Here is a 25,846-nt window from a genome sequence, read left to right on the forward strand (position 1 = left end):
GGGTGCAGCTGCTAGTTCAGCAGCGCGTCCACGAAGCTCTCCGCTTCGAAGGGGGCAAGATCGTCTGCGCCCTCCCCCAAACCGATCAGCTTCACCGGAACGCCCAGGGTCTTTTGGATTGCGACGACGATGCCGCCCTTGGCCGTGCCGTCCAGCTTGGTCAGGACGATGCCGGTGATGTTGACGACTTCGGAGAACACACGGGCCTGGTTCAGGCCGTTCTGCCCGGTGGTGGCGTCCAGCACCAGGAGGACTTCGTCCACCTCGGCCAGTTTTTCCACCACGCGCTTGACCTTGCCCAGTTCGTCCATGAGGCCAACCTTGTTCTGCAGCCGGCCGGCGGTGTCGATCATGACCACGTCGACTTCCTGCTCGATCCCGGCCTTGACCGCTTCATAGGCAACCGAGGCGGGGTCGGCGCCGTCGATGTCCGACTTCACGGTGGGAACGCCCACGCGCTGGCCCCAGGTTGCCAGCTGCTCGGCGGCCGCCGCGCGGAACGTGTCCGCGGCGCCGAGCAGGACGTCCTTGTCCTCCGCCACCAGAACGCGGGCGAGCTTGCCCACCGTGGTGGTCTTGCCGACGCCATTAACACCCACCACCATCATCACGGCGGGGCGGTCAGCGTGCCGCTGGACGTTAAGGGTGCGGTCCATGGTGGGATCGACGATCTTGATGAGCTCTTCCCGCAGGAGCGCCTTGACCTGCTCCGGGGTCCGCGTGCCCAGGACCTTGACGCGCTCACGGAGGGCGTCCACCAGCTGCATGGTGGGTTCGGTGCCGAGGTCTGCCAGAAGGAGGGTCTCCTCCACTTCATCCCAGACGTCCTCGTCGATCCTGTCACTGGAGAGCAGTGCGAGGAGGCCCTTGCCCATGACGTTGTTGGAGCGGACCAGACGCTCGCGGAGCCGGACCAGCCTGCCGGCCACCGGCAGCGGGGTCTCGACAGATATGACTTCAAGACCGGCGGCGTCGTCCGGGACTTCGGTGGTTTCCAGCCCCTCCAGGTCCACGCCGTCCGGCGCATTGCGGTCAGTCGCCGGAGCCGGCCGGTCCTCCACGGCAGTGCTGCCGCTCCGGGGGGTCACGGGGTCGTTGGCGTCACGGGTTCCCGGGTAGCGGGTGATGTTCTTCCGGGTCTTCATCAGGACCGGGATCAGCCCGCCGACAACCACCAGGGCAGCAAGAATGGACAGAAGTATGGGAAGGATGTCGTTCACTCCCCTAGCTTCTCATACACACCGGACGCGGTTTTGGGGCTTTCGGCCAGTTGATCTGCCGTTACGCGGGGGCCGCTATACCTCGGCGCCGAGCCGCTGGCTGATCACGGTGGAGACGCCGTCCCCCCGCATGGTGACGCCGTACAGTGCATCCGCCACTTCCATGGTCCGCTTCTGGTGGGTGATGACGATGAGCTGGCTGGACTCCCGGAGTTCCTCGAAGATGGTGATGAGCCGGCCCAGGTTCGTGTCGTCCAGGGCTGCTTCCACCTCGTCCATGACGTAGAACGGTGATGGCCGGGCCTTGAAGATGGCGACGAGCAGGGCCACGGCGGTCAGGGACCGTTCGCCGCCGGACAGGAGCGACAGCCGTTTGATTTTCTTGCCGGCCGGACGCGCCTCCACCTCGATGCCGGTGGTAAGCATGTCCCCCGGATCGGTGAGGACCAGCCGCCCCTCGCCGCCTGGAAAGAGCCGGGCGAAAACCCTGACGAACTGGGCCTGGGTGTCCTCGAAGGCCTCCGTGAAAACCCGCTGGACCCGGTCATCCACCTCCTTGATAATGTCCAGCAGGTCCTTCCGGCTGGCTTTCAGGTCCTCGAGCTGGGTGCTGAGGAACTGGTGGCGTTCCTCCAGCGCGGCGAATTCCTCGAGCGCCAGGGGGTTGACCCGGCCCAGGCCGGCGAGGTCCCGTTCGGCCTTGCGCAGCCGTTTCTCCTGCTCTGCCCTGACGTAGGGCTTTCCTTCCAGGATGTCCGCACCGGTCTCGTCCACGGGCGCGCGGAGGGCGGCCCACTTGTCCCCGCTCTCCCCTGCGGGGACAGGAACGGGTACATCGGGCCCGTATTCGGCGACCAGGGCGTCGGGGGTTATGCCCAGCTCGTCAATGGAACGGGTCTCCAAAGCTTCGATCCGTGCCTTTTGCTGGGTACGGGCGAGCTCGTCACGGTGGACGTTGTCCGTGAGATCGGCGAGTTCACGGGCCAGCAGTTCATTGGCGGTCCGCACTGCGGCCAGTTCCTGGTCCCGCTGTTCCCGGTTCTCCTCCGCGAGGTCCCGTTCATGCTGTGCCAGGTCCACCGAGACGTCGGCGCAGCGAAGCGCCAGACCGACGGCGGCAGATACGGCAGCTGCCCGGCGCGCCTGGATGCAGCGCAGGCGGGCGCGCTCTGCAGCTTCTTCGCGGGCACGGCGTTCGGTGGCGGCGGCCCGTTCCAATGATGCCGCTCTGTTCTTTGTTGCCGTGAGCTGTTCCTCGGCGCTTCGCAGCGACAGCCGCGCCTCAACCTCGGCAGTCCGTGCGCGGGAGGCAGCCTGTGCAAGGGCGTCACGGCGCTCCGTGGAGGGTTCCTGCTCCAATGGTGCTTCCTGCGCGGCGGCAAGGCGCGCGGCTACTGCTGCGAGCGCCTCTTCCTCAGCTGCAACGTTTGCCTCTGCTTTGGCCAGGGAAGCGGCCAGGCGGTCACTTTCGCCGACGGCGCTGCGCAGCACGGAGTTCAGGTGCCCGAGCCGTTCTGCCACCGCGGCCAGCCTGGCGTCGGAGTCGTGCAGCCTCTCCAGGGCAGCGTCCGCCCGTTCCTGTGCCTCAGCCTGCCGGGCCTCGGCGCCTGCGAGGGCGAACCTGTTCCGCTCCAAACCTGCCGTGACCCCGGCTAGCCGGCTCTCGGCGTCGTCCACGGCTGCCTGCACCTCCAGCAGCGACGGCGCCTTCGCCGAGCCGCCCGTCACTGACAGGGCGGTGAAGATGTCCCCGGCACTGGTGACGGCAGTAAGTTCCGGATGGTCCGCCACCAGGGCGGAGGCTGCCTGGATGCCGGGCACGACGGCGGTGCGGGACAGCAGGTGCGAAACCAGCGTTGTGCAGGGGGGAGAACAGGTGACGAGTTCCGCTGCCCAGCGCGCGCCCGGGGGGAGGGCCTTGCCCGTGTCCGGGACATCCGCATCAGCCGCCGCCGATGCCGGGAGCAGCGACGCGCGCCCGGCGTCGTCGTCCTTCAGCAGCTGGACCACGGCAGCCGCGGCCGGAGCATCCCGGACAATGACTGCCTCGGACGCCTCTCCCAAAGCCGCGGCGATCGCCGTCTCAAAGCCTGGTTCCACCGTCAGTTCCGCTGCCAGCGTTCCGAGCACCCCATCAAGGTTGGCATGCAGCGCATGCCTGGCGCCGTCCTTGCGCTCGAGGCCGAGCCTCAGCGCATCGCGGCGCGCCACTAAGGCATCACGCTGCCGCACGTCCTCACTTACTGCCGCCTTGAGTTCTGAAATCTCCTGGACCACTGTGTCCAGTGCGCTGCTGGCTGCCTCGTAATCGGCGTCCAGGGATTCCTCTCCCTCCTCGACGCCTGCCACCTGGTTTTCAAGGGTGGCGAATTCTGCCTGGGCCCGGGCACGCCGCTCAGTGCCAGCAGCAAGGGACTCGCGCAGCCTGCCCAGTTCAGCCTGGGCTGATTCCACCCGTGACCTGGCCGCGGCCACCTGGCCGGCCAGCCGCGCCAGCCCCTCACGGCGGTCCGCTGCAGCCCTCAGTTCTGCAGTGAGGCGCTTGTCCTCTGCGAGCGCCACGCGCTCTGCTTCGGCCTTGTCCGTGCTGGCCGTGCCAAGGGCGTTCCGGCAATGAAGCACGGTGCGTTCAAGCTCGGCGAGTTCGTCACGGACCCTGGCCGCCTGGCGTTCCAGCTGTTCCGGATCCCGCCCGGACGGCGGTGCTTCCACGGAGCCGAGCAGGCGGCTGCGTTCCTGCGCCAGTGACCCCAGGGAACGAAGCCGCTCCCTTGTGGCGGACAAGCGGTACCAGGTGTCCCTTGCCGCGTTCAATTGCGGAGTTGCCTCTGCTGCGAGCTGCTCCAGCGCAGCCTGCTCCCGCCGGCCGGCATCCAGCTGCCGGCCGGCAAGCGCCCGCCGTTCCTTCAGCGCGGCTTCATCAGCCACATCCCGTTCCAGTGCGAGCTGGAGCTGGACAAGGTCGTCAGCCAGCAGGCGCGCGCGGGCATCGCGCACATCGAACTGGACCCGCTGGGCGCGGCGGGCCACTTCGGCCTGCTTCCCCAACGGCGTCAGCTGGCGCCTGATCTCCCCGGTGAGATCGGTGAGGCGCTGCAGGTTTGCCTGCATGGCCTCCAGCTTGCGCACGGTCCTTTCCTTGCGGCGGCGGTGCTTGAGGATGCCGGCAGCTTCCTCAATGAAGCCGCGGCGGTCCTCGGGGGTGGCGTGCAGGACACGGTCCAGCTGCCCCTGGCCAACAATGACGTGCATCTCACGGCCCAGGCCGGAATCGGACAGCAGTTCCTGGATGTCCAGCAGCCGGCAGCCGGCGCCGTTGATGGCGTATTCGGATCCGCCGGTGCGGAACAGGGTGCGTGAGATGGTCACTTCGCTGTACTCGATGGGCAGTGCGCCGTCAGCGTTGTCGATGGTCAGCGAGACGTGGGCGCGGCCCAGCGGCGGGCGGCCTGACGTCCCGGCGAAGATGACGTCTTCCATCTTCCCGCCCCGGAGGGTTTTGGCTCCCTGCTCACCCATCACCCAGGCCAGGGCGTCCACCACGTTGGACTTTCCGGAGCCGTTCGGGCCGACGACCGCGGTGACTCCGGGTTCGAAATTGAAGGTGGTGGCGGACGCGAATGACTTGAACCCCCGGACGGTCAGGCTTTTGAGGTGCAAGGCTTTTCGGATCTCCTGAGTGGCTGAGGCGGCTGCTTCGCTGTCCTAAATCTACTGGGTTCCAGCCGAAAGTCCGGGATTCCCGCTGCCTTTCCACGGCTCCTGGCCCTGGGAACGGCCGTTCAGTGCACCACGGCCGGAGACGACGCATGCTCGATCAGGAGTTTGGGAACAGCCTCTGGACTGGTGGAAAGCGACCAGATGTCGCTGTCCCTGCCCGTATCGTCCCTCAGGAGGCCGTAGGCCACCGTGCTGTTATCAAGCCATTCAATCTGGTCATCGAGGTTCCGTTCCTCGGCCAGGACCGTCACCGCCCCCGTCCCAAGGTCCAGCACCGCGGCATTCCTGTGGCCGAGGAGCGTCCCGGAGGTGCTCTTCTTGAAGGCTATCCTGGTCCCGTCGGGTGAGATGGAGGGGCATTCGACGCCGGATGCCACCACCGTGAGGGTGCGGCCGGCAAGGCTCCCGCGCACCAGCCAGATGTTGCCCTGGGAGGTGGCTGTGGCATAGAAGTCGCCAGGGTGGCCAGGGACAAACGTGACACCCCAGAAGTTCCGGTCCGGCGCCGTGATCCCGGTGCCGCCGGACAGGAGGGCGAAGTCCTCGAGGTTTCCGTAGTCTGTGCCATCGACTCCGTGAATGACCGTCTCGGTGGAGAGACCGGCAGAATCGTACGAGTGGCCGGAGACGAAGACCGTGGTGGCAACGAGCGAACCGTCCGGGCTGATGCGTGTCCTGCTGGGGATCCCGCCCAGGGCCCAGGAAGTGACCGGTTCCAGGTCGGAACTGTAGGCAGCGGCTTCAAAAGTCGTGGGAACCCCGTTGCTGATGGCCAGGCAGCTGACCAGCGTCCTGGTGGCGTAAACGCGGTAGCAGGCTTCTCCGGTGAGAGCGCGTTCACCGGAAGGGTCAGCAAGCGGCACCGTCGCCGCCTGTCCGTATCCCTGCCCCGGCGCAGTATTCCTGAACATCACAAAGGGCTCGCCGGGCAGGGCATCGGCAGTGCCAACCCGGACTGCTGACGCGGCTTCCTGGCCCGATGCCGTCTCCTGGAAAGACCACACGGCGTAGACACCCGCCGCGGCGAGCGTCAGCGCGACCACTGCCAGCAAAACCACCAGGCGCCGCAGTCCCCTTGCCGGCGCGTCCGCGGCAGGTTCCGGCACGCCGGTTCCGGCGGTGCCGCCTGCGGCATCTTCCGGAACGGCCGGCGTGTTTTCGGCGGTCCCCTGCCTGGAGCGGCTCATGGCTCCGCCGTCTCGGTAGCGGTCCGCAGCAGCATGGCGGACGCACCGAGCGCAATGGCCAGGAGAACCGCCACAGCCATCACAGCCGTCTCCGCACCCAGCGCGTACCAGAGCACCCCGAACCCGGCGGCTGACGCCATTCTGCTCAATGCCACGATGGTTTGCGCCGTTCCCAGTGCTGTGCCAAGGCTCCCGGGTGTGGCAAGTCTGCTGACCAGGGCGGCCAGGACGCCGTCTGTTGCGGCGTAGAACAGGCCCAGGAGCAGCAGGCAGCCCAGGGTTGCGGTGATTCCGCCGGCGGGAAGGCCCGCCAGCAGGTAGCAGAGCAGGAGGGCGATGTGGCCGGCGAGGAAGACCTTCACACGTCCAATCCGGTCCGCCAGGCGCCCCAGGGGAATGGCAAACAGCAGGAACGCCACATTGGTGCCCACGTACAGGAGGGGGAACCACTGGACGGCGAACGACTCCCGGCTTTGCAGCAGAAGGTATATGAAGCCGTCACCGATGGTCAGGACGCCGAGGAGCCCGGCCGTGAGCATCAGCCGGGCGAGACCCCGGTGCTTCAGATGGGACCACTTCAGCTGCGGCCGCCGGAAAAATGGGGCGGCAGCCGCCGCGGGCGGGGGCGCATTCCGGCTGCGGCCTGGAACCATCAGGATCAGGACAGCGACGCCAATGACGGAAAATGCCAGCGACACCACAAACACGGTGGTGAAACCGTTAGGGATCAGCATCAGGATGAGGAAGGCGAGGAGCGGGCCCACAGCGGCACCAATGTTGTCGAGCATCCGGTGCATGCCGAAGGACCGTGCAAGGTAGTCGGGCTGGGCGGCGGCTGAAATCATGGCATCCCTGGGTGCGGTCCTGATGCCCTTGCCGATTCTGTCCCCGGTGACGATCCCTGCAACCGCCCAGAAGCCGCCAGCGAAAAGGAACCCGATTCTGGCGAGCATGGAAAGTCCGTAGCCGGCCACCGCCACGCGCTTTGGATGGCCGCTCCGGTCGGACGCCCACCCTGCGCCGATGCGGACGATCGCGCTGGCACCCTGGTTGATACCGTCAATGACCCCGAAAGCTATGGTGGACAGCCCGAGGAAACCGGTCACGTAGAGCGGAAGAACGGCCGCAACTGATTCCGATGAAATATCGGTCACCATGCTGACGATGCCAAGCCAGATGATGACAGGAGACAGCCGGAAGGCGGTCCTGGCGGCTGCAGACCCTGGCGCCACATGGTCCTTCTTGCCGCCTTCGCGGTCCGACATGGAAATGTACAACGGCGGCCTGCTCCTGGGGGACGGGATAGCGGGGTACTGCTGCGGGCTGCACACCGCATTTAAGAACAGTCTTGCAGCCCGGGCATAACCGCTCAATCAAGAGATACTCCATTATTTGCAGCGGCTGCATCCTGCCGGTTTCTACCAGCGCCCGTTCCGGGGGCGCGGCTGGCAGACCGGGCAGGTGTGGGATGACCGGTTCATGAACTGCTCCCGCCGGATGGACGAGTAGATACCCGCTTCGGCGCACCGTGTGCAGGCCTGCCCTTCCCGGCCGTAGGCGTTGAGGGACCGGTCGAAGTATCCAGAGGCCCCGTTGACGTTGACGTACAGGGAATCAAAGCTGGTTCCGCCCGCTGCCAACGCATCCAGCATGACTTCGCGGGCGCTGGCGAGGACCCTTTCCGCTTCGGCCCGCCGCAGTGTGTCAGTAGGCCGGGCGTAGTGCAGCCGCGCCCTCCACAATGCTTCATCGGCGTAGATGTTGCCGATGCCGGATACCAGGCCCTGGTCCAGCAGTGCCCGCTTCAGGCCGGTCTTCCGCTTTCGGAGCCGCCGGTAGAAAAGGTCGAAGGAGAATGCGGGGTCCAAGGGATCGCGGGCAATGTGCGATGCCTCCTCGGCTATAAGCGGCAAGGGCGATTCTGCGAGGCCGCCGGGACCGCCGTCGTCAGTTGGAACCATTGCCGTAACGAACAGCCCGCCGAAAATGCGCTGGTCCACGAACCGCAGCTGTTCGGGCATGCTGTCACGGGGGCTAAGCCGGAAACGGACCTTGAGGTGCTTCTCATCAGGGACATTACTGTCCTGCATCAGGAGCTGGCCGCTCATGCCCAGATGGGCCAGGAGCGCCACCTTCGGCCGCTCCGTGTCTCCTTGAACTCCCGCCGGCTGTTCACCGTGCCCGCTGTCCAGAAGCGGCATCCAGAGAAACTTCCCGCGCCGCACGACGTCCGCCACAAGGGCGCCTTCCAGGTTCCCGGTGAAGTCTTCCGCTCCGAGTGCGTGGCGCCGGATCGAGCGTGGGTCAAGGACCTCCACCGACTCAACAGTCCGCCCCCGGACCCAGCTCACCAGTCCGCGGCGGACCACCTCAACCTCGGGAAGCTCGGGCACGGGGCTACGAGGCGGGAACGGAACCGGCGGAGCTGCTTGCTTCCGCAGCCGGGGCAGCTCCGGAGAGCACACGCCAGGCGTCGGCTGCCGCTTCCTGTTCCGCTTCCTTCTTTGAATGGCCGGAGCCCTTGCCATAGGCAGTGCCGCCAACGTGCAGGACTGCCGTGAAAGTCCGCGCGTGGTCCGGCCCTGAACCATCCACCGCATAGTGGATGGTGCCCAGCTGGCGGCTGGCGGCCAGTTCCTGAATGCTGGTTTTCCAGTCAGTCCCGGCCCCCAGGGCTGCGGCATCCTTGAGCAACGGACCGATCAGGCGCATCACCAGCTGGCGGGCCGTCTCGATGTCGTTGGAGACGTAGGTGGCACCAATGAGCGCTTCCATGGTGTCTGCCAGGATGGAAGCCTTGTTCTTGCCTTGGGTCAGCTTTTCGCCCTGCCCCAGGTAGATGTAGTCCCCGATACCCAGGCTGCGTCCGATACCGGCCAGCGCCCGCGTGCTGACGACGGCAGAGCGCCGCTTTGCCAGGTCACCTTCGGGAAGGTCCGGGTTGTCCCGGTACAGCGCGTCCGTCACGGAGAACCCAAGGATGGAGTCGCCCAGGAATTCCAGCCGCTCGTTGGTGGGGATGCCGCCGTTTTCGTAGGCGTAGGAACGGTGAGTGAGCGCAAGACGAAGCGTCCCGGCGTCAATAGAGACACCGAGACGCTTCAGAAGCTCTTCAGTTGAAGACATCATGTCAGCCTGAGTGGCCGATTAGACGTCAGCGACCTTGCGTCCCTTGTACTCAAGGAACAGCGCAGTGCCGGCCGAGTCGGTGACAACCTTTGCCTGGTGCGGCAGGCTGTAGGTGACCTGGCCGTTCTCGACGGTCTTCACCAGGTGGGGGGCGGTCGCCTTCCACTGGGAGCGGCGGGCGCGGGTATTCGAGCGAGACATTTTCCGCTTGGGAACAGCCACGGCTAACTCATTTCTCTCTAGACAAACACGTACACATCAATTTTGCCGGTCAGGCTTAGCCATATCAGCTAGGGCAGCCCAGCGAGGATCCAAGACCTCGTGGTGGTGCCCCGGCTCGTCTTCCAGGCGAACTCCACATTCGGAGCAGAGGCCCTGGCAGTCTTCCCGGCACACCGGCTGGAACGGCAGGGCGGTCACCACTGCGTCCCGCAACACCGGTTCAAGATCGATTACATCGTGCTCGACTCGACGTTGCTCTTCATTTTCTTCTTCGTCCGAAAGCTGAACGCCCTCATAGAAGAAAAGTTCCTGCACATTGACCTCAAGGTCATACGCAAGGGGATCCAGGCATCGGCCGCATTCGCCTGTTACCTCGGCGAGTACGGTACCTGATACCAAAATTCCTTCGTGTACGGCCTCAAGCCTCAGATCCAGCTCGACATCCGAGCCTTCCTGAACGCCAATGAGTGCCACACCAAGATCACCTGGTGCGGGTACATGTTCCGTCAGTGTCCGCATGCTTCCCGGGCTGCGCCCGAGGTCCTTGACGTCGAACGCCAAGGGCGAACCAGCATCTCTTTTAATGAGAACTCCTGTTGAACATATGACCGACGTACCATCTTAGCCTGAAGAGCCGCGGGGACTCAAACCGGCCGGCACGGAGCGCCGAAGTACCGGACAAGCCTACCCTTTCGGCTGCTGGTTGGGCGAAGACTCGCCCGCAACCATCCGCCGCTGCACCGAGCGCGGCACATACTCGGACACATTTCCGCCAAGGCCTGCCACCTCCTTGATGAGGGTGGAGGACAGATGCAGGTAGTGCGCTTCGGCCGGCAGGAATACTGTTTCGACGCCGCTGAGCTGACGGTTCATCGTGGCCATAGGCAGCTCATAATCGAAATCGGAGGAGGACCTCAACCCTTTGACGATGGCCGAGACGCCCCGCTGCCGGCAGTACTCGGCAAGCAGCCCTTCCCCGACAGGTTCCACCACGATGCCCTTGAGGGAGGCGAGCGTCTCCCGTGCCATCTCCAGCCGCTCGGCCAGGGTAAACCTGTACTTTTTGGCCTGGTTGGTGGACACCGCGACGATGACTTCGTCGAAGAGGCCGGCCGCACGGGCAATAATCTCGAGATGGCCGTTGTGGATGGGGTCGAAGGATCCTGGGCAGACAGCTCGTCTCATGGTCCGAACCTACCCCATGGAAAGGCCGGGATACCATGACTGGATGCATCCACCACGGGAACTTTCCACCCCCTTGGCACCTGCCCCCTGGCAGCGTACGGCCCTGGGAGCGAACCTCCTGGCCCCCGGCGGAGGGCTGGGCGTCACCATCTTCGAAGAGATGACAACCCTTGCTGTCCGCACCGGCGCGATCAACCTTGGCCAGGGGTTTCCCGATGAAGACGGACCACTGGAGATCCGGGACGCAGCCCGGGCCGCCATTTCAGCAGGCGCCAACCAGTATGCACCGGGCAAAGGGCTCCCGGAACTGCGGGAAGCAGTGGCTGCCCACCAGCAGCGCTTCTATAACCTTTCGCCCGACCCCGCCACCGAGGTAGTGGTCACCACCGGCGCCACCGAGGCCATCGCCGCTTCGCTCCTGGCGTTCGCCGGTCCCGGGGACGAGGTGCTGACCCTTGAACCTTTCTACGACTCCTACGGCGCCGTCATAGGCCTGTCCGGCGCAACCCACGTGACCGCGCCGCTGCTGGCCCCGGACTTCATGCCGGACATGGCAGCGCTGGAGTCCGCTTTCAGCACGCGGACCAAGGTTGTGCTCCTCAACAACCCGCACAATCCCACCGGCGCCGTCTTTCCCCGGGACGTGCTGCAACGGATCGTCGAGCTGGCACAGACCCACAACAGCGTCATCATCACGGATGAGGTCTATGAACACCTCACTTTCGGCGTCCGGCACATACCCGTAGCCTCGCTCCCCGGCGCCTCGGACCGCACCATCACCATTTCCTCCGCGGGAAAGACCTTCTCGTTGACAGGCTGGAAAATCGGCTGGCTCACGGGCCCGGAGGATCTGGTGGCCGCCGTCCGGACGGTGAAGCAGTTCCTCACCTACAGTTCGGGAACGCCGTTCCAGGCAGCCATCGCCCTGGGCCTTGCCCTGCCGGACTCCTTCTATGCGGGCATTGCCGCATCCCTGCAGGCCAAGCGCGACATCCTGAGCGAGGGCCTGCACGCCGCAGGTTTCGATGTTTTTTCCCCGCAGGGCACGTACTTCGTCAATGTGGACACGGCACCCCTGGGCATCAGTGATTCCGTCGATTTGGCCCGGAGGCTTCCGGAACTCGTGGGCGTGGCCGCAATCCCCGTCCCGGTGTTCTGCCACCCGGAAGGGGCGGAGCGGACCAGAAGCCTGCTCCGGTTCGCGTTCTGCAAGAAAACCGAGGTCCTGCAGGAGGCTGCCGGCCGCCTGGCCTCACTCAGCGGGAGGCTCTGATGCCCGGCGGGCGGGAGAGCCGGTTCCTGCGGACCAGCGGGCAGCACGCATCCATAGAGCCGGACGCCTTCACCGGGGGCAGCTACGTCCTCAGCATCGGCGGTGCTGAGCAATCGCATGTCAACCTTCTCCGGCCGGAGGAAATCTTCTACGAGTACCTTCGCCGGATCGGGCACCTGGTGGACCTGGCGGCACCTGTCGGAACCCCGGTCCGCGCGCTGCACCTGGGTGCCGGGGCGCTGACCCTGGCGCGCTATATCCAGGACACCCGCCCCGGGTCAGAGCAGTATGCCGTCGAGCTGGAACGTGAGCTGCTTGATTTCGTCCTCCGGCAGCTCCCCCTGCCGGAGGGCACCAGACTGCAAACGGTCACCGGTGACGCACGCGAGTCCCTTGCCCGGTTTGAAACCGGGCTCCGGTTCGACGTCGTCATCCTGGATATCTTCTCCGGCCCGGACGCCCCGGCGCACCTGGCATGCAGCGGCTTCTACCGTGAAGTACGTGATCGGCTCAGCCCCACCGGGATGCTGATTGTTAACGTGGGTGACGAACCCGGACTCACGTTGGTCCGGAGCCAGGTGACGGCCATGCGGGAAGCCATGGCCGACGTCGGTGCCCTCGCGGAGGCGGGAATGTTCGAGGGCCGCCACCCCGGCAACATCATCCTCGCCGGCACGCAGACCCCGTGGCCGGAGGACTGGACTGCGGAACTGACGGCGCTCGGGCCTCATCCGGCAAAGGTATTGGCAGGGCTTGACCTTGACCCCTTTGCCGGGTGACCCCTGATCCGGACATGCCGGGCAGCAGCCGGCAGCGGCGGGGCTAGCGTTCCTCTGCTTCCGTTGTGTCCGGAACGTCCTCACTGTCGATCGCATCCGGCACGAAAGGCTCCGCGAACCACAGTTTGGTTTCCCCGTACTTCTTTTCTGCGAAGCGGGCGAGGCTCCCGGGCCACTGCGGCTCCGGGGAGCGGGAAGACCGCTCCACCACCACCACTGCAGCAGGCGACAGGTGGGGGGCAAGCTTCAGGAGCGCAGCATGCAGGGCCACCTCCTGGAGCGGGTAGGGCGGGTCGAGGAAGACAAGGTCCCACACTGCCGGCTCCGGGGCACGGTCCAGGAAAGGTTCGACTTTTGAGCGGTGCACGGTGACGGCTTTGCGGCCCAGGACGCCGTTGACGAGATCGGCATTCCGCTGGCACACCGCGCTTGCCTTGGCATCGGATTCCACCAGGTCGACTGACTGCGCTCCCCTGCTGCCGCTCTCGACGCCAAGGGAGCCGGAGCCCGCGTAAAGATCCAGCACCCTGGCGCCGGCGATGACATTGAAGGCGTCGAGGCGGGAGAAGAGCGCCTCCTTGACGCGGTCCGTCGTCGGCCTGGTGAGGGAACCGGGGACGGGCGTCAAGGTAGTGCCCCCGGCGGCACCTGCAACGATTCGGCTCATCTGACGCTCCTGTCTCCGCCGCCAGGACATCCGGCGTGCACCATGCTATCCGCGTTCAAGGAACGCCTCCTTTTCCGGATTAAGGTACTTCTCGATCGCCCCGGCAAGCTCAGGACGTGCCGACAGGTCAGGGTCCCCGCCCACAATCTGCTGGGCATCTTCCCTTGCCCGGGCAATGACGTCCCCGTGTTCGAGGACCCGCAGCAGCTTCAGGGTGGAGCGGCCGCCCGACTGCGAGGCACCGAGGATGTCGCCCTCGCGCCGGAGTTTAAGGTCTTCTTCGGAGAGTGCGAACCCGTCGGTGGTCGCTGCCACCGCCTCAAGCCTCCGCCGGCTGGGGTGGCCGGCTTCGAGGGAGGTAACCAGCAGGCAGGTCCCGGGGAGACCGCCGCGGCCCACCCTGCCGCGGAGCTGGTGCAGCTGGGAAATTCCGAACCTGTCGGCGTCGAGAATGACCATCAGGGTTGCATTGTGCACGTCCACGCCTACTTCGATCACCGTGGTGGAGACCAGCAGTTTGATCCGGTTGGCCGCAAAATCCTCCATCACGCCGAACTTCAGGTCCGGTTCCTGCCGCCCATGGAGTGCAGCCAGGGGAACCCCGGACAAGGCAGGCTCCTCCGCCAGGTGCTCGACGACGCCGGTTACCGACGCGAGCTCCCGCCCGCCGTCGCTGTCCCCGTCCCCGGGCGGCGCCGCTTCCCCCGGGCTGAAGTCGCCGTCGTCGTCCGTTCCGATCCTGGGGCAGACAACGTACACCTGGTGCCCGGCGTCAACCTCCTCGCGGGCGCGGGCCCAGATGCGGCCGGCCCATGCCGGGTTCTCGGCGAGCCCCACCAGATGGGTGGCGATGGGAGCCCTTCCAGCGGGCAGTTCGTCCAGGACGGACGTTTCGAGGTCACCGAACACGGTCATGGCAACGGTGCGCGGGATGGGGGTGGCCGTCATGACCAGCAGGTGCGGCGGCTTCCTGGCTTTGGCGCGAAGGGCGTCGCGCTGTTCCACCCCGAACCGGTGCTGCTCATCCACGACAATGAGTCCGAGGTCGTAGAAGGACACATTATCGCTGAGCAGGGCATGCGTCCCGATGACGATTCCAGCCGTCCCTGACGCCGCATCCAGCAGCGCCTGCCGTCGGGCAGCGGTGGGCATGGAACCGGTGAGCAGCGAGACCTGGACGGAGGCACCGTCCAGCCCGCCCAGCAGGCCGTCGCCGGACAATGGCCCCAGCGTGCGCCGGATCGATTCGAAATGCTGGGCCGCGAGGACTTCGGTGGGGGCCAGCAGGGCTGCCTGCCCTCCGGCATCCACCACCTGCAGCATTGCCCGGAGGGCCACAACCGTTTTGCCGGAGCCCACTTCGCCCTGCAGCAGCCGGTTCATGGGTACGTCCCGGGCCAGTTCGTCTGCGAGGGTCTGTCCGACGGCGGCCTGCCCGGCAGTAAGGGTAAAGGGAAGGGCTGCGTCGAAGCGGGCCAGGAGCCCCTCAGCGACGGGCCGGCGGGCCGTTGCTTCCTCGGCAGCCAGCTGCGCGCGGCGGCGGGCAAGTGCGGACTGCAGGACGAGGGCTTCCTGGTAGCGGAAGCGGCGGCGGGCCTGCTGCCAGTCAGCCACTGACTCCGGCTCGTGGATCAGCCGGTAAGCCTGGGCTATGGACAGGAACTTTTCCCGGGCGGCGATGTCTGCAGGCACGGGGTCGGGCAGGGAGTCCAGGTCCGCGGTTTCGAGCAGTGTTGAGACGGCCTTTTGTATCTTCCAGCTGGGGAGCTTCCCGGTGGCCGGATAAATGGGAATGGGCATCGCGGCCATTTTTTCCGGGTCGCGTCCGCCGTCGCTGAACGGGTCGTCGTCCAGGAGCTGGTAGTCGGGGTTGGTGAGGCCCAGCGCCCCTTTGAAACTGGTGACCTTGCCGGAAAACAGAGCCCTGCGGCCCTGCAGCAGTTCCGCCTGGGCCTTGTAGCCGTTGAAGAAGCTGATTTTGAGCGTACCCGGCGCTTTGCCGTGGTACTCCGTGCCGCCCACCAGCCGCAAACCCTGCCTGCCGTCGTCGTCGGAAACCACTACGTCGGTGATGGTGCCGCGGCGTGCCTGCATGCGCCGGGTGCTGCTGGACAGCACCCGGGCGATCAGGGTGACCTCCTCATCCCGTGGAATGTCGCTGATCGGCGACAGTTCACCGCGGCTCATGTAGCGGCGCGGGTAGTAGTTCAGCAGCCCCTCGACCGTGGTGATGCCCAGGTGCTTCTCAATGACTGCGGCGGAACGTTTCCCTAAGCGGCGTTCCAGCGCCAGGTCCAGTTCAGCGCTCATGCCCGCTGGAGTTCACTGCATCTGTTGCCGGACTTTGCGGCGGCGCGAGGTCACTGACGCTGATGTTGGCGGGCTCCCCCAGTGAGCGGATGATCTCGACGGCGGGGTCCGGCTCAGCAACGTGGACGTGGACCCGCCACCGGTAATTGCCGTCCGAATCCGGTCCGCTGCCCACTTGGCTCATGATCACCGACTCGCCGATCTCATCCAGCCGCTGGCGGAGGGTGGCCGCGTTGAGCGGGGAAAGGCTGATGGTGCACATGACTTCCACGCCGTCGTCGTCCGGCAAGGCCGTGTGGATGTGTGGATCGGACACGTCGTAGCCGTGCAGTCCGTCCAGAAGCTCGCTTTGGAGTTCCTCACCGAGAATGGCTGACCGCAGGCAATCGAGGATCAGAAGCATGCCGACGCCGCCTGCGTCGACCACATGCGCGGAGGTCAGGGCGTCCAGCTGGTCCTCGGTGTGGATCACCGCGGCGAGGGCCGCTTCGACGGCGGCGTCCAGGGCGAGACCCAGTGCGTGGTTGCTGTCGTCGCCGTTTTGCCCGGCGTCCACAGCGGCAGCCGCGCGTGCCGCCGCTTCCATCACGGAGAGCATGGTTCCGGGAACGGGGTCGCTCAGGGCCGACCAGGCGCGGATCTGTGCGCGGTTGAGGGCTGCCGCGAGCAGCGTGGAAGTCAGGCGGGTATGCCCGGCCAGGGGCTCCGCTGCGGCAGAAAGGAACACCGATAAAAGTGTTCCGGAGTTTCCGCGCGCCTCCTCCATGGCCGCCTGTCCGGCAGTGGCCAGGACGGCACCCACGTCCATCTGGAGAGGCTGGTCTCCGCTGTCGGACACGGCACGCGCCGCTGCACGAACGGTGACGTAAAGGTTGGTCCCGGTATCGCCGTCGGCCACCGGGAAGATATTGATGGCATTCAGGCGGTCGCTGTGGTTGCCAAGTGCCGTCTCAGCCTTGCCCAACCACCGCTTCATCGCTTGCGCGTTGGCGGCAACCTTAGTGTGCAAAGTGATCCCATCCCCCGGTCTCCGCGGACCGGCCCGCTATCCTGACGCCCGGGCCTTCGTTGATTCCCAGTGCTTGTATTGAGCCTATCGCAGTGAATCCAGGGGGCAGCGGAGTGCCGGAGGGGAACGTGGCCAGCAGCCCGTGGTCCTCCCCGCCGCCAAGCACCCAGTCCCGGGCGTCCGTGCCCAACAGTTCCGCCGCGGGCACCAGCACGTCCGCCAGCTGCTTCAGGGGGTCCGGATCGAGGTCCACGATGACACCGCTGGCTGCAGCCAGCCGCAGTCCGTCCCGCAGCATGCCGTCCGAGATGTCGAGCATGGCCGTGGCCCCCGCGGCACGCGCTGCGGGCCCGGCGGCCAGGGGCGGCCGCGGCCGGCATTGCAGTTCCACCAAGCCCCGGTCCGCGGCGCTGAGGGTATTGACGTCTATGGGTGCCTCCAGCAGGGCGAGGCCGGCGGCCGCGTGGCCGGCGGTTCCCGCGAGGGCAAGGACGTCCCCGGGCTTTGCCCCGGAGCGAAGGACTGCCGCGCCCCCGGCGAGGGTGCCGAGCACAGCAACCGTTACGGAGATTTCCCGCCCGCGCCCCAGGTCTCCACCGGCTACCGAGCAGTTGCCGGCACCGAGCTCACTGATACCGGAGGTAAGGCCGTCCGCCAGGTCCTCCACCCAGTGGACAGGGGTGCCGGGGGGAAGGGTAAGGCTGACAACCAGGGCGGTTGCGCTGGCGCCCATGGCATTGATGTCACTCAAATTTTGCGCCGCTGCTTTCCAGCCGACGTCAAAGCCGGTGGTCTTGTAGCCATTGGGCCATTCAAGCCTGAAGTCCTGGTCCTGCACCTGCGTGTCGATGCTGATGACGGTCCTGCCGTCCGGAGAAGACACGACGGCGGCGTCGTCCCCGGGGCCGAGGAGGGTGCCGGCGCTGTGCTTGCCCTGCATGGCCAGGCGCGGGAATATCCGGGCCAGCAGCTCAGCCTCGGACAGGGCAGAGACTGTCAGCTCCTGCAGTGTGGCGGACGCCTGACGGACGGGCCGGCTATGGGGTTCCGGGCGTGGCTGTTGGTGAGGCCGGCTGTCCGGTTGCGGGCGGGGGGCTAAGGGCTTTTCAGGCACGCCACTACGCTATCGCGGGGGCCGGACATTCCTGGCAGCTCATGCCCGGCGTCGGCCTGGCTGCCGATGCGGCGATAGGCTTGGGGAATGCACCGTCCCCAGCTTTCCCTGCCCGCCCGCGCTGCCAGGCTGGCACTGATTGGGAGCCTTGCGGCCATTCCTTTAACGTCATGCTCGCCTCCCGTGGATGTTCCTGCAGCCAAAGACGCCGCCAACCCCGCCTGCGCGCCCATGATGGTGGGTTTGCCGGACGCGATCGGTGACTACGCGCTGCGGAAAACGAACAGCCAGGCGACGGCGGCCTGGGGCGATCCGTCCCTGGTGATCCTCCGCTGCGGCGTGAACGTCCCCGGCCCCACCACGGACCGCTGCGTGACCGTCAACGGCATCGACTGGGTTATTAAAGAAGGCAACCCCGTGTGGACCCTGACGACGTATGGGCGCGAACCGGCGACCGAGATCCTGATGGACCCGGACAAGATCAGCTCTGCCACCGTCCTTGCAGACCTTGCAGCAGCCGCCGGCAAGGTGCCGGCGGCAAGGAACTGCGTGGGCCAGGAGGACCTGCAGAACCTGCCGCCCAGCCAATAGGTGAGATTCCTGGCCGATGCGGAACCCGGTAAGGGAACCGGCAGGTGGGGTCAGCGAAGCCCGGTCTTGCGGTTCAGCGCCAGGTAGATCAGCTCGTCGATGAGGTCGGCGTAGCTGAGCCCGGAGGCTGCCCACATTTGGGGGTACATGCTCTTGGGGGTAAACCCGGGCATGGTGTTGATCTCGTTGATGATGAGTTCGCCGGCAGGAGTATAGAAGAAGTCCACCCGGCTGAGGCCCTCAGCGCCAACGGCGTCGAACGCTGCCGCCGCGAGCTCGCGTACGCGCGAGATGGCTTCCTCCGGAATATCTGCCGGGCAGCTGAGGGATGCGGCGTCGTCTTCCACATACTTGGCGTTGAAGTCGTAGAAGTCATGGGTGCCGCCGGCCACGGAAATTTCGCCCGGCATCGAGGTCCGGGGAACATCAGTTCCCCTGCCTTCGAGGACAGCGCATTCGATCTCCCGGCCAATGATGCCGGCCTCGATGACGAGCTTGAGGTCATGCCTGCGGGCTTCCTCGATCGCTGCGTCCAGGTCCGCCAGGGAATCGACTTTGGAGATGCCCATGGAGGATCCGGCCCGGGCGGGTTTGACGAAAACCGGAAATCCGAGCCTGTCCACCTGTTTACGGACCAGCTCCGGGTCCTTGCGCCACTGCCTGTCCGTGACGGCAACGTACGGTCCCACGTGCAGTCCGGCGGCCTCAAACACCACTTTCATGTAGTGCTTGTCCATGCCCACGGCCGACGCCAGGACTCCGGCGCCCACGTAGCGGGTGTCTGAGAGCTCCAGCAGCCCCTGGATGGTCCCATCCTCACCGAACGGGCCGTGAAGCAGCGGGAAAACCACGTCTACAGTTCCGAGTTCCTGCGGCACCTCGTTTGGCGCCGCCACGATCAGCTGGTGCTCGCCTCCGATCTCCGCCAGGGTTACGGTCTCCGGCGAAGGTGCCACCTCGGGCAGGGACGTTGCCGCCAGGGACCATTGCGCGGTATCGGCGGATGCGAGGACCCATTGCCCGCTCTTGGCGATACCAATCGGAATCACCTCGTACTTGTCCTTGTTGATGGCGCCCAAAACACCGGCAGCCGTCACACAGCTCACGGCGTGCTCGCTGGAGCGGCCGCCGAAAAGTATCGCCACCCGGGGCTTCGTCCGCGGCGCAGATTCCGCTGCAGCCAGGTTCTCATGGGACATCTCAGTAATCGCCTTCAGGTTTCAGTTCCCGGGACAGCAGGACGGGCCCCAGTTGGTCAACGGAGAGCTTGCCGGCCAGGACGGCAACGACGGCGGCTGTGATGGGCATTTCGACGCCCAGCTTGCCTGCCAGTTCATGGACGGCCTGGCCGGATTTTATGCCTTCGGCGGTCTGGGTCATTTTCTGGCCCACCTCCTCGAGCGTCAGGCCCTGGCCCAGCAGCCGCCCGGCGGTGTGGTTGCGCGAGAGCGGCGAGGAACAGGTGGCCACAAGGTCACCAAGTCCGGCCAGGCCGGCCATCGTCTTGGCTTCACCGCCGAGTGCCAAAGCAAGGCGGGACGTTTCTGCAAGTCCGCGGGTGATAACGGAAGCCTTCGTGTTGTCCCCCATCTGCTTGCCCTCGCAGATGCCGACAGCCAGCGCAATGACGTTCTTGACGATTCCGCCGATCTCCACTCCGACAACGTCCGCTGTGGTGTAGGGCCGGAAGTAGGGAGCCGTGCAGCTCCTGGCGATCCAGCCGGCGGCATCGGAATCAGCGCAGGCAACCACCGACGCGGTGGGTTCCTCCCTGGCAATTTCCATGGCCAGGTTCGGCCCGGACACGATGGCAATGCGTGCGGCAGGCAGCCCGAGCTCCTCCCCAATGACTTCACTCATGCGGGCGTCCGTGCTGAGTTCAAGGCCCTTCATCAAGGACACAACCATGGCGTCGGGGGCGATCATGCCCTTCCACTCCCGCAGCTGGGGCCGGAGTGACTGTGCCGGCACCGCGATGACCACAAGGTCAGCCCCTTTGAGGACGGCGGCCACATCGGTGGAAGCTGAGATGCTTCCAGGCAGCGGGATGTCCTTCAGGTACTGGTCATTGCTGTGGTTGGCGTTGATCTGGTCCACCACTTCGGCGCGCCGGCCCCAGAGCCGGATGCTGCGCTCGTCACCGGCAGCGGCCGCTGCGTCGGCCAGGATCTTGGCGAAAGTGGTCCCCCAGGAACCGGCGCCGAGGACAGCAACGGAGCGGGCCGAGCCCGCCTGTTTTCCCCCAGGGTTCACGAATTTTCCGTTCCGGTACCGGGCTGCTGCTGTCCGCGTTCCACGAACCTGCCGTGCTTCGCCTGCTGCTGCTTGGCCGGATCCCAGCGCTCCGCGGGAGGCTCTTCTCCCCGGACCTCCGCCAGGAGGGCGGTGATGGCGTCCATGATGGCGTCAGTTGCTGCGGTCAACGTGGCCTTGTCGAGCGGACGCCCGGTGAAGGCGCTCAGGTCGACCGGTTCGCCCACCACTACCCTGGACTTTTTTCGCGGGAAAAGGTGGAACCGCTTGCCGTACCGCGGGAAGACCTCGTGGGCGCCCCAGTGGGCGATCGGGACCACAGGGATGCCGCCCTCCAGGGCAAGCCGCGCCGCACCGGTGTGGCCCTTCATGGGCCACAGCTGCGGATCCCGGGTGAGCGTGCCCTCGGGGTAAATGATGATGGCACCACCCTCGGCAACAATCTCCTGGGCGAGCTGGAGCGAGCGGTTCGCACCCGCCGTCGAACGCTCCACCGGTATCTGCTTGGTGGCCCGCAGGACCCAGCCCAGGACCGGAACCTTGAAGAGACCGGATTTGGCCAGGAAGTGCGGCGCGATCCTGTGGTTGTACAGGAGGTGGCCGATGATCAGGGGGTCGATCTCGGTGCAGTGGTTGGGCGCCGCGATGAAACCCCCGGCCGGCAGCTTTTCGGTGCCTTCCCACGTCTTGTCCATCATGAGGTTGAACAGGGGACGTACTATTCCTGCGACCACTGCAAGGGTCGCGCGGCTCTTGGCCGGTTCGTTCACGTCTGCCCGCTACTTCGTGGTGGTGATGTCGAAGTCGGCACCCAGGCCGGCCAGCTTTTCGGTGAACCGCTCGTAGCCGCGGTTGATGATGTCGATGCCCGTCACGCGGGACGTGCCCGAGGCTGCGAGGGCGGCTATGAGGTGGCTGAAACCGCCGCGCAGGTCAGGAACGTCGATGTCGGTTCCCTTGAGCTGCGTGGGCCCGGAAATCACTGCGGAGTGGAGGAAGTTGCGCTGGCCGAACCGGCACGGCACACTGCCGAGGCATTCGCGGTGCACCTGGATGCTGGCGCCCATCCGGATGAGGGCGTCCGTGAAGCCGAAGCGGTTTTCGTAGACGGTCTCGTGGACGATGGACACGCCTTCGGCCTGGGTCAGGGCCACGACCAGCGGCTGCTGCCAGTCCGTCATGAAGCCGGGGTGGACGTCCGTCTCCAGGACCAGGGGATTGAGTTTGCCGCCGGGGTGGTAGAAACGGATGCCGTCTTCACCGATGTCCATGCCGCCGCCCACCTTGCGGTAGGTGTTCAGGAAGGTCATCATGTCGCGCTGGGAGGCGCCTTCAACAAAGATGTCGCCCTTGGTTACCAGGGCAGCCGAGGCCCAGGACGCGGATTCGTTGCGGTCCGAGAGCGCCCGGTGGTTGTAGCCGCCGAGGTCGCGGACGCCTTCGATGCGGATGGTGCGGTCCGTCTGGACACTGATGATGGCGCCCATCTTCTGCAGGACGGCGATGAGGTCCACGATCTCGGGCTCGGTCGCGGCGCCCGACAGTTCGGTGATGCCCTCAGCCCGGGTGGCGCTCAGCAGGACCTGCTCGGTGGCTCCGACGGAAGGGTAGGGCAGGGAAATCTTTGCTCCGTGCAGGCCTTTGGGGGCCGAGATGTGGATTCCGCCCGGCCGCTTCTCCACTACGGCACCGAACTGGCGCAGCACGTCCAGGTGGTAGTCGATGGGGCGGTCGCCGATTTTGCAGCCGCCGAGATCGGGGATGAAGGCCTCGCCGATCGCATGGATCAGTGGTCCGCAGAGCAGGATGGGAATCCGGGAGTCGCCTGCGTGGGCGTCGATGGCGGTGCTCGACGCCGTTTTGGCCGCCTTTGGATCAAGCGTCAGGTCGCCGTTCACGGGATCCTTGACAACGGTGACGCCGTGGAGCTGCAGGAGCGAGGTAACGACCTCAACATCCTTGATCTCCGGAACATTCCGCAACACCGACGGTTCGTTGCCCAGCAATGCTGCCACCATCGCCTTGGGGACCAGGTTTTTTGCTCCCCGGACGCTGACGCGGCCTGTAAGCGGGACGCCGCCGCGGATTGTCAGAACACTACTCATATACCGGTTTCCTTACGATCACTAGCCCTCAAATCCGTGCAAAGGCTCCAACCAAGCATAGGAGGTCGTGTTACCGAACCGAAATACGCGGACGACGGCGGCAGGGCGTGGCGCGCCGCCGCCGCCCCTTTCAAAGCTGCTTCAGGGGGATCAGGAAAGGCGGGCCGGCAGGGTTTTCGGCTTGAAGGAAGGCCGGGTGGCTTCATAGGCCGTGATGTCCGCCTCATGCTGGAGGGTCAGGCCAATATCGTCGAGGCCTTCGAGCAGCCGCCAGCGGGTGTAGTCGTCGATCTCGAAGGGCGCAACGATGTTTCCGCACACCACGGTCTTGGACACCAGGTCCACGGTGACCTCGGTCCCGGGAGCGTGCTCCAGTTCCTTCCAGATGAGTTCGATGTCGTCCTGCGAGACCTCGGCGGCAAGCAGGCCCTGCTTGCCGGAGTTGCCACGGAAGATATCGGCGAAACGGGAGGAGAGGACGGCTTTGAAGCCGTAATCCTTGAGCGCCCACACGGCGTGTTCCCGGGAGGAGCCGGTGCCGAAGTCCCGGCCCGCGACCAGGACGGAACCGGCGGTGAAGGGTGCCTGGTTGAGGATGAAGGAAGGATCCTTGCGCCAGGCGGAGAACAGGGCGTCCTCGAACCCGGTGCGGGTGATGCGCTTCAGGTAGACAGCGGGGATGATCTGGTCCGTGTCCACGTTGCTCTGCCGCAGCGGGACGCCGATTCCGGTGTGGGTGGTGAACTTTTCCATGGCGTGTCCTAGGCTGCGTCGGTGCGGATGGCGGCTGATTCGGGGGCCGGATCGAGGTCCGACGGCGAACTCAGGGTGCCGCGGATGGCAGTGGCCGCTGCCACCACCGGGGAAACCAGGTGGGTGCGGCCGCCCTTCCCCTGGCGTCCTTCGAAGTTGCGGTTCGAGGTGGAAGCGCAGCGCTCCCCCACCTCCAGCTGGTCCGGGTTCATGCCCAGGCACATGGAGCAGCCGGCAAAACGCCACTCAGCACCAAAGTCCTTGAACACCCGGTCTAGGCCCTCGGCCTCAGCTTCCAGGCGGACACGCGCGGAACCGGGCACTACCAGCATCCGGATGTTGGGGTCCTTCCGGCGGCCGCGGATGATGTCTGCTGCGGCACGCAGGTCCTCCATCCGGGAGTTGGTGCAGGAGCCAAGGAAAACGGTGTCCACCCGGATGTCCTTCATCGGCGTACCGGCTTCGAGGCCCATGTACTGCAGGGCGCGTTCAGCGGCGGCCTTGGCGTTCTCGTCCCCAAAGTCCTCCGGGGATGGCACCGACTCGGACAGGGACACGCCCTGGCCCGGGTTGGTGCCCCAGGTGACAAACGGCTCCAGCGTGTCGGCGTCCAGGTCAACCTGGGCGTCGAAGGTGGCGTCGTCATCGGTGCGGAGGGTGTTCCAGTACTCGACGGCGGCGTCCCAGTCAGCGCCTTCGGGGGCGTGCGGGCGGCCCTTCATGAACTCGTAGGTGGTTTCATCCGGCGCCACCATGCCGGCACGGGCACCCGCCTCGATCGACATATTGCAGATGGTCATGCGGGCGTCCATGGACAGCGCGCGGATGGCGGAGCCGCGGTACTCAAGGACGTAGCCCTGCCCGCCGCCGGTGCCGATCTTGGCGATCACGGCCAGGATGATGTCCTTGGCGGTGACGCCGGGGCGCAGGGTCCCCTCGACGTTGATCGCCATGGTCTTGAACGGCTTAAGGGACAGCGTCTGGGTGGCCATGACGTGCTCCACCTCGGAGGTCCCGATGCCCATGGCCAGCGCACCGAAGGCGCCGTGGGTGGAGGTATGGGAGTCACCGCACACCACGGTCATCCCCGGCTGGGTCAGGCCCAGCTGCGGTCCCACCACGTGGACGATGCCCTGCTCGGCGTCACCGAGGGAATGCAGCCGGACACCAAACTCGGCGCAGTTGTTGCGGAGGGTCTGGATCTGGGTGCGGCTGGTCAGGTCCGCGATAGGCTTGTCGATGTCCAGCGTGGGAGTGTTGTGGTCCTCCGTGGCGATGGTGAGGTCCGGGCGGCGCAGCTTCCTGCCGGCCAGCCGCAAACCTTCGAATGCCTGCGGGGACGTTACCTCGTGGACCAGGTGGAGGTCGATGAAGAGAAGGTCGGGCTGGGCGTTGGCTCCGTCGCCATCACCTTTGCGCACCACGTGTGCGTCCCAGACTTTCTCGGCCAATGTCTTTGCCATGGCCATCTCCCTTCACTGCTGTTTGGCTGATGAGATCTACTGAACCAGTACGCCTTCGCACTGCGCCAGCCGAAAGATTTGCATCTCAGATAATGAGACGGCAATATCATTACATGGACAATTCTAGTGGAGTCGGTGTCATAGATAAAGCAGCCCAGGTGCTTGACGCACTTGAGGCCGGCCCCACTACTTTGGCGCAGCTTGTTGCAGCAACCGGACTGGCCAGGCCCACCGTGCACCGCCTGGCCCTGGCCCTGGTGCATCACCGCCTGGTAAGCCGCGACATCCAGGGCCGCTTTGTCCTGGGAAGCAGGCTGGTCGAGCTCGCATCCGCCGCCGGCGAGGACCGCCTGATAGCTTCCGCCGGCCCCGTGCTGATGCAGCTGCGCGACGCCACCGGCGAAAGCGCCCAGATCTTCCGGCGCCAGGGTGACTGGCGCGTGTGCGTCGCGTCCGCCGAGCGTCCGATCGGCCTGCGTGACACCATCCCGGTAGGCACGCAGCTGTCCATGAAGGCCGGGTCAGCGGCCCAGGTGCTGCTCGCCTGGGAAGACCACGACCGCCTCCTCGAAGGGCTGCAGTCAGCCCGCTTCACGCCAACAGTTTTGGCCGGCGTACGACGGCGGGGCTGGGGCCAAAGCCTCGGCGAACGTGAGCCGGGGGTCGCCTCCGTGTCCGCACCGGTGCGGGGACCTTCCGGCCGCGTGATAGCTGCCGTCTCCATCTCCGGCCCCATCGAGCGGCTCACCCGCCAGCCGGGCCGGTTGCACGCGGAAGTGGTGTGCAACGCCGGCCGGGTCCTCACCGAGGCGTTGCGCAAGAACAACGACTGAACAACTATCCGGCTGCCGGCTCCAACCGGCAGT

23 protein-coding genes are annotated in these 25,846 nt (G+C 65.9%); 4 read left to right on the forward strand and 19 right to left on the reverse strand.

Translation table 11 applies throughout. From position 1 onward, the window contains the following. Nucleotides 1-11: 11 nt before the first annotated feature. The 9 genes from ftsY to coaD all read right to left on the reverse strand — a co-directional run bounded on the left by ftsY (nt 12) and on the right by coaD (nt 10,663). Nucleotides 12-1,220, reverse strand: coding sequence for a signal recognition particle-docking protein FtsY (ftsY, locus tag CXX84_RS00160; RefSeq protein WP_102974733.1), 1,209 nt, complete (start codon nt 1,218-1,220; stop codon nt 12-14). A 75-nt stretch (nt 1,221-1,295) separates the two neighbouring features. Then, entirely contained in the window at nt 1,296-4,880 is a 3,585-nt protein-coding gene (gene smc, locus CXX84_RS00165; protein ID WP_189337442.1) for a chromosome segregation protein SMC, read from the reverse strand. 122 nt (nt 4,881-5,002) lie between these two features. Then, on the reverse strand, nt 5,003-6,127 hold the full coding sequence (locus tag CXX84_RS00170) for a hypothetical protein (protein ID WP_223252907.1): 1,125 nt from the start codon (nt 6,125-6,127) through the stop codon (nt 5,003-5,005). Beyond that, nucleotides 6,124-7,392 carry an MFS transporter gene (locus tag CXX84_RS00175; RefSeq protein ID WP_102975314.1) on the reverse strand — a complete coding sequence of 423 codons (1,269 nt, stop codon included), beginning with the start codon at nt 7,390-7,392 and terminating at the stop codon, nt 6,124-6,126. Before CXX84_RS00175 ends, CXX84_RS00170 begins: the two co-directional genes overlap by 4 nt. 153 nt (nt 7,393-7,545) lie before the next feature. Further along, a complete protein-coding gene (gene mutM / locus CXX84_RS00180; RefSeq protein ID WP_102974734.1) occupies nt 7,546-8,520 on the reverse strand; it encodes a bifunctional DNA-formamidopyrimidine glycosylase/DNA-(apurinic or apyrimidinic site) lyase in 975 nt (324 codons plus the stop codon). Nucleotides 8,521-8,524: 4 nt separating this feature from the next. Continuing rightward, nucleotides 8,525-9,253, reverse strand: a complete 729-nt coding sequence (gene rnc, locus CXX84_RS00185) for a ribonuclease III (RefSeq protein WP_102974735.1) — start codon at nt 9,251-9,253, stop codon at nt 8,525-8,527. 21 nt (nt 9,254-9,274) lie between these two features. Continuing rightward, nucleotides 9,275-9,478, reverse strand: coding sequence for a 50S ribosomal protein L32 (gene rpmF / locus CXX84_RS00190; protein ID WP_009356569.1), 204 nt, complete (start codon nt 9,476-9,478; stop codon nt 9,275-9,277). Between the two features lie 36 nt (nt 9,479-9,514). Further along, nucleotides 9,515-10,039, reverse strand: a complete 525-nt coding sequence (locus CXX84_RS00195) for a YceD family protein (protein WP_102974736.1) — start codon at nt 10,037-10,039, stop codon at nt 9,515-9,517. A 123-nt stretch (nt 10,040-10,162) separates the two neighbouring features. Continuing rightward, complete coding sequence (gene coaD / locus CXX84_RS00200) at nt 10,163-10,663, reverse strand: pantetheine-phosphate adenylyltransferase (RefSeq protein WP_102974737.1); 501 nt, start codon at nt 10,661-10,663, stop codon at nt 10,163-10,165. A gap of 43 nt (nt 10,664-10,706) precedes the next feature. Here coaD and CXX84_RS00205 point away from each other — a divergent pair, with 43 nt between their 5' ends. Continuing rightward, entirely contained in the window at nt 10,707-11,936 is a 1,230-nt protein-coding gene (locus tag CXX84_RS00205; RefSeq protein ID WP_223252908.1) for an aminotransferase class I/II-fold pyridoxal phosphate-dependent enzyme, read from the forward strand. Beyond that, nucleotides 11,936-12,715, forward strand: a complete 780-nt coding sequence (locus CXX84_RS00210; protein WP_102974739.1) for a spermidine synthase — start codon at nt 11,936-11,938, stop codon at nt 12,713-12,715. Before CXX84_RS00205 ends, CXX84_RS00210 begins: the two co-directional genes overlap by 1 nt. Before the next feature lie 43 nt (nt 12,716-12,758). Here the strand turns inward: CXX84_RS00210 and rsmD are convergent, their stop codons facing one another. From rsmD to thiL, 4 genes are read right to left on the reverse strand one after another with little or no spacing between them, the layout of a single operon-like run. After that, nucleotides 12,759-13,382, reverse strand: a complete 624-nt coding sequence (gene rsmD / locus CXX84_RS00215) for a 16S rRNA (guanine(966)-N(2))-methyltransferase RsmD (protein WP_102974740.1) — start codon at nt 13,380-13,382, stop codon at nt 12,759-12,761. 45 nt (nt 13,383-13,427) lie between these two features. Then, entirely contained in the window at nt 13,428-15,692 is a 2,265-nt protein-coding gene (locus CXX84_RS00220; protein ID WP_102974741.1) for an ATP-dependent DNA helicase RecG, read from the reverse strand. After that, entirely contained in the window at nt 15,682-16,668 is a 987-nt protein-coding gene (locus CXX84_RS00225; protein ID WP_102974742.1) for a DAK2 domain-containing protein, read from the reverse strand. The genes CXX84_RS00220 and CXX84_RS00225 overlap by 11 nt, the downstream gene beginning before the upstream one ends. A gap of 22 nt (nt 16,669-16,690) precedes the next feature. Then, nucleotides 16,691-17,641: a thiamine-phosphate kinase gene (gene thiL / locus CXX84_RS00230; protein ID WP_262982119.1), complete on the reverse strand. Its 951-nt coding sequence runs from the start codon at nt 17,639-17,641 to the stop codon at nt 16,691-16,693. Between the two features lie 261 nt (nt 17,642-17,902). Between thiL and CXX84_RS00235 the strand changes: the two genes are divergently transcribed. Then, a complete protein-coding gene (locus CXX84_RS00235; protein ID WP_102974743.1) occupies nt 17,903-18,406 on the forward strand; it encodes a DUF3515 domain-containing protein in 504 nt (167 codons plus the stop codon). Nucleotides 18,407-18,456: 50 nt separating this feature from the next. On the opposite strand, the gene CXX84_RS00240 is transcribed toward CXX84_RS00235, so the two are convergent. The 6 genes from CXX84_RS00240 to leuC all read right to left on the reverse strand — a co-directional run bounded on the left by CXX84_RS00240 (nt 18,457) and on the right by leuC (nt 24,980). After that, a complete protein-coding gene (locus CXX84_RS00240) occupies nt 18,457-19,605 on the reverse strand; it encodes a D-alanine--D-alanine ligase family protein (RefSeq protein ID WP_102974744.1) in 1,149 nt (382 codons plus the stop codon). Nucleotide 19,606: 1 nt separating this feature from the next. After that, nucleotides 19,607-20,659 (reverse strand): NAD(P)H-dependent glycerol-3-phosphate dehydrogenase, encoded by a 1,053-nt coding sequence (locus CXX84_RS00245; protein ID WP_102974745.1) that lies wholly within the window; start codon nt 20,657-20,659, stop codon nt 19,607-19,609. Beyond that, entirely contained in the window at nt 20,656-21,429 is a 774-nt protein-coding gene (locus CXX84_RS00250; RefSeq protein WP_102974746.1) for a lysophospholipid acyltransferase family protein, read from the reverse strand. Before CXX84_RS00250 ends, CXX84_RS00245 begins: the two co-directional genes overlap by 4 nt. A 9-nt stretch (nt 21,430-21,438) precedes the next feature. Continuing rightward, the gene (gene murA, locus CXX84_RS00255; protein ID WP_102974747.1) at nt 21,439-22,764 is read right to left on the reverse strand and encodes a UDP-N-acetylglucosamine 1-carboxyvinyltransferase; all 1,326 of its coding nucleotides are present in this window, start codon (nt 22,762-22,764) and stop codon (nt 21,439-21,441) included. 150 nt (nt 22,765-22,914) lie between these two features. Next, nucleotides 22,915-23,517, reverse strand: a complete 603-nt coding sequence (leuD, locus tag CXX84_RS00260) for a 3-isopropylmalate dehydratase small subunit (protein WP_102974748.1) — start codon at nt 23,515-23,517, stop codon at nt 22,915-22,917. 8 nt (nt 23,518-23,525) lie between these two features. Further along, nucleotides 23,526-24,980 carry a 3-isopropylmalate dehydratase large subunit gene (gene leuC / locus CXX84_RS00265; protein WP_102975316.1) on the reverse strand — a complete coding sequence of 485 codons (1,455 nt, stop codon included), beginning with the start codon at nt 24,978-24,980 and terminating at the stop codon, nt 23,526-23,528. A 113-nt stretch (nt 24,981-25,093) separates the two neighbouring features. Between leuC and CXX84_RS00270 the strand changes: the two genes are divergently transcribed. Beyond that, a complete protein-coding gene (locus CXX84_RS00270) occupies nt 25,094-25,813 on the forward strand; it encodes an IclR family transcriptional regulator (RefSeq protein WP_013601431.1) in 720 nt (239 codons plus the stop codon). Nucleotides 25,814-25,846 lie beyond the last annotated feature (33 nt).

Origin of the sequence: Arthrobacter sp. AFG7.2, from assembly GCF_002892835.1 — a bacterium.
Classification (GTDB): Bacteria; Actinomycetota; Actinomycetes; order Actinomycetales; family Micrococcaceae; genus Arthrobacter.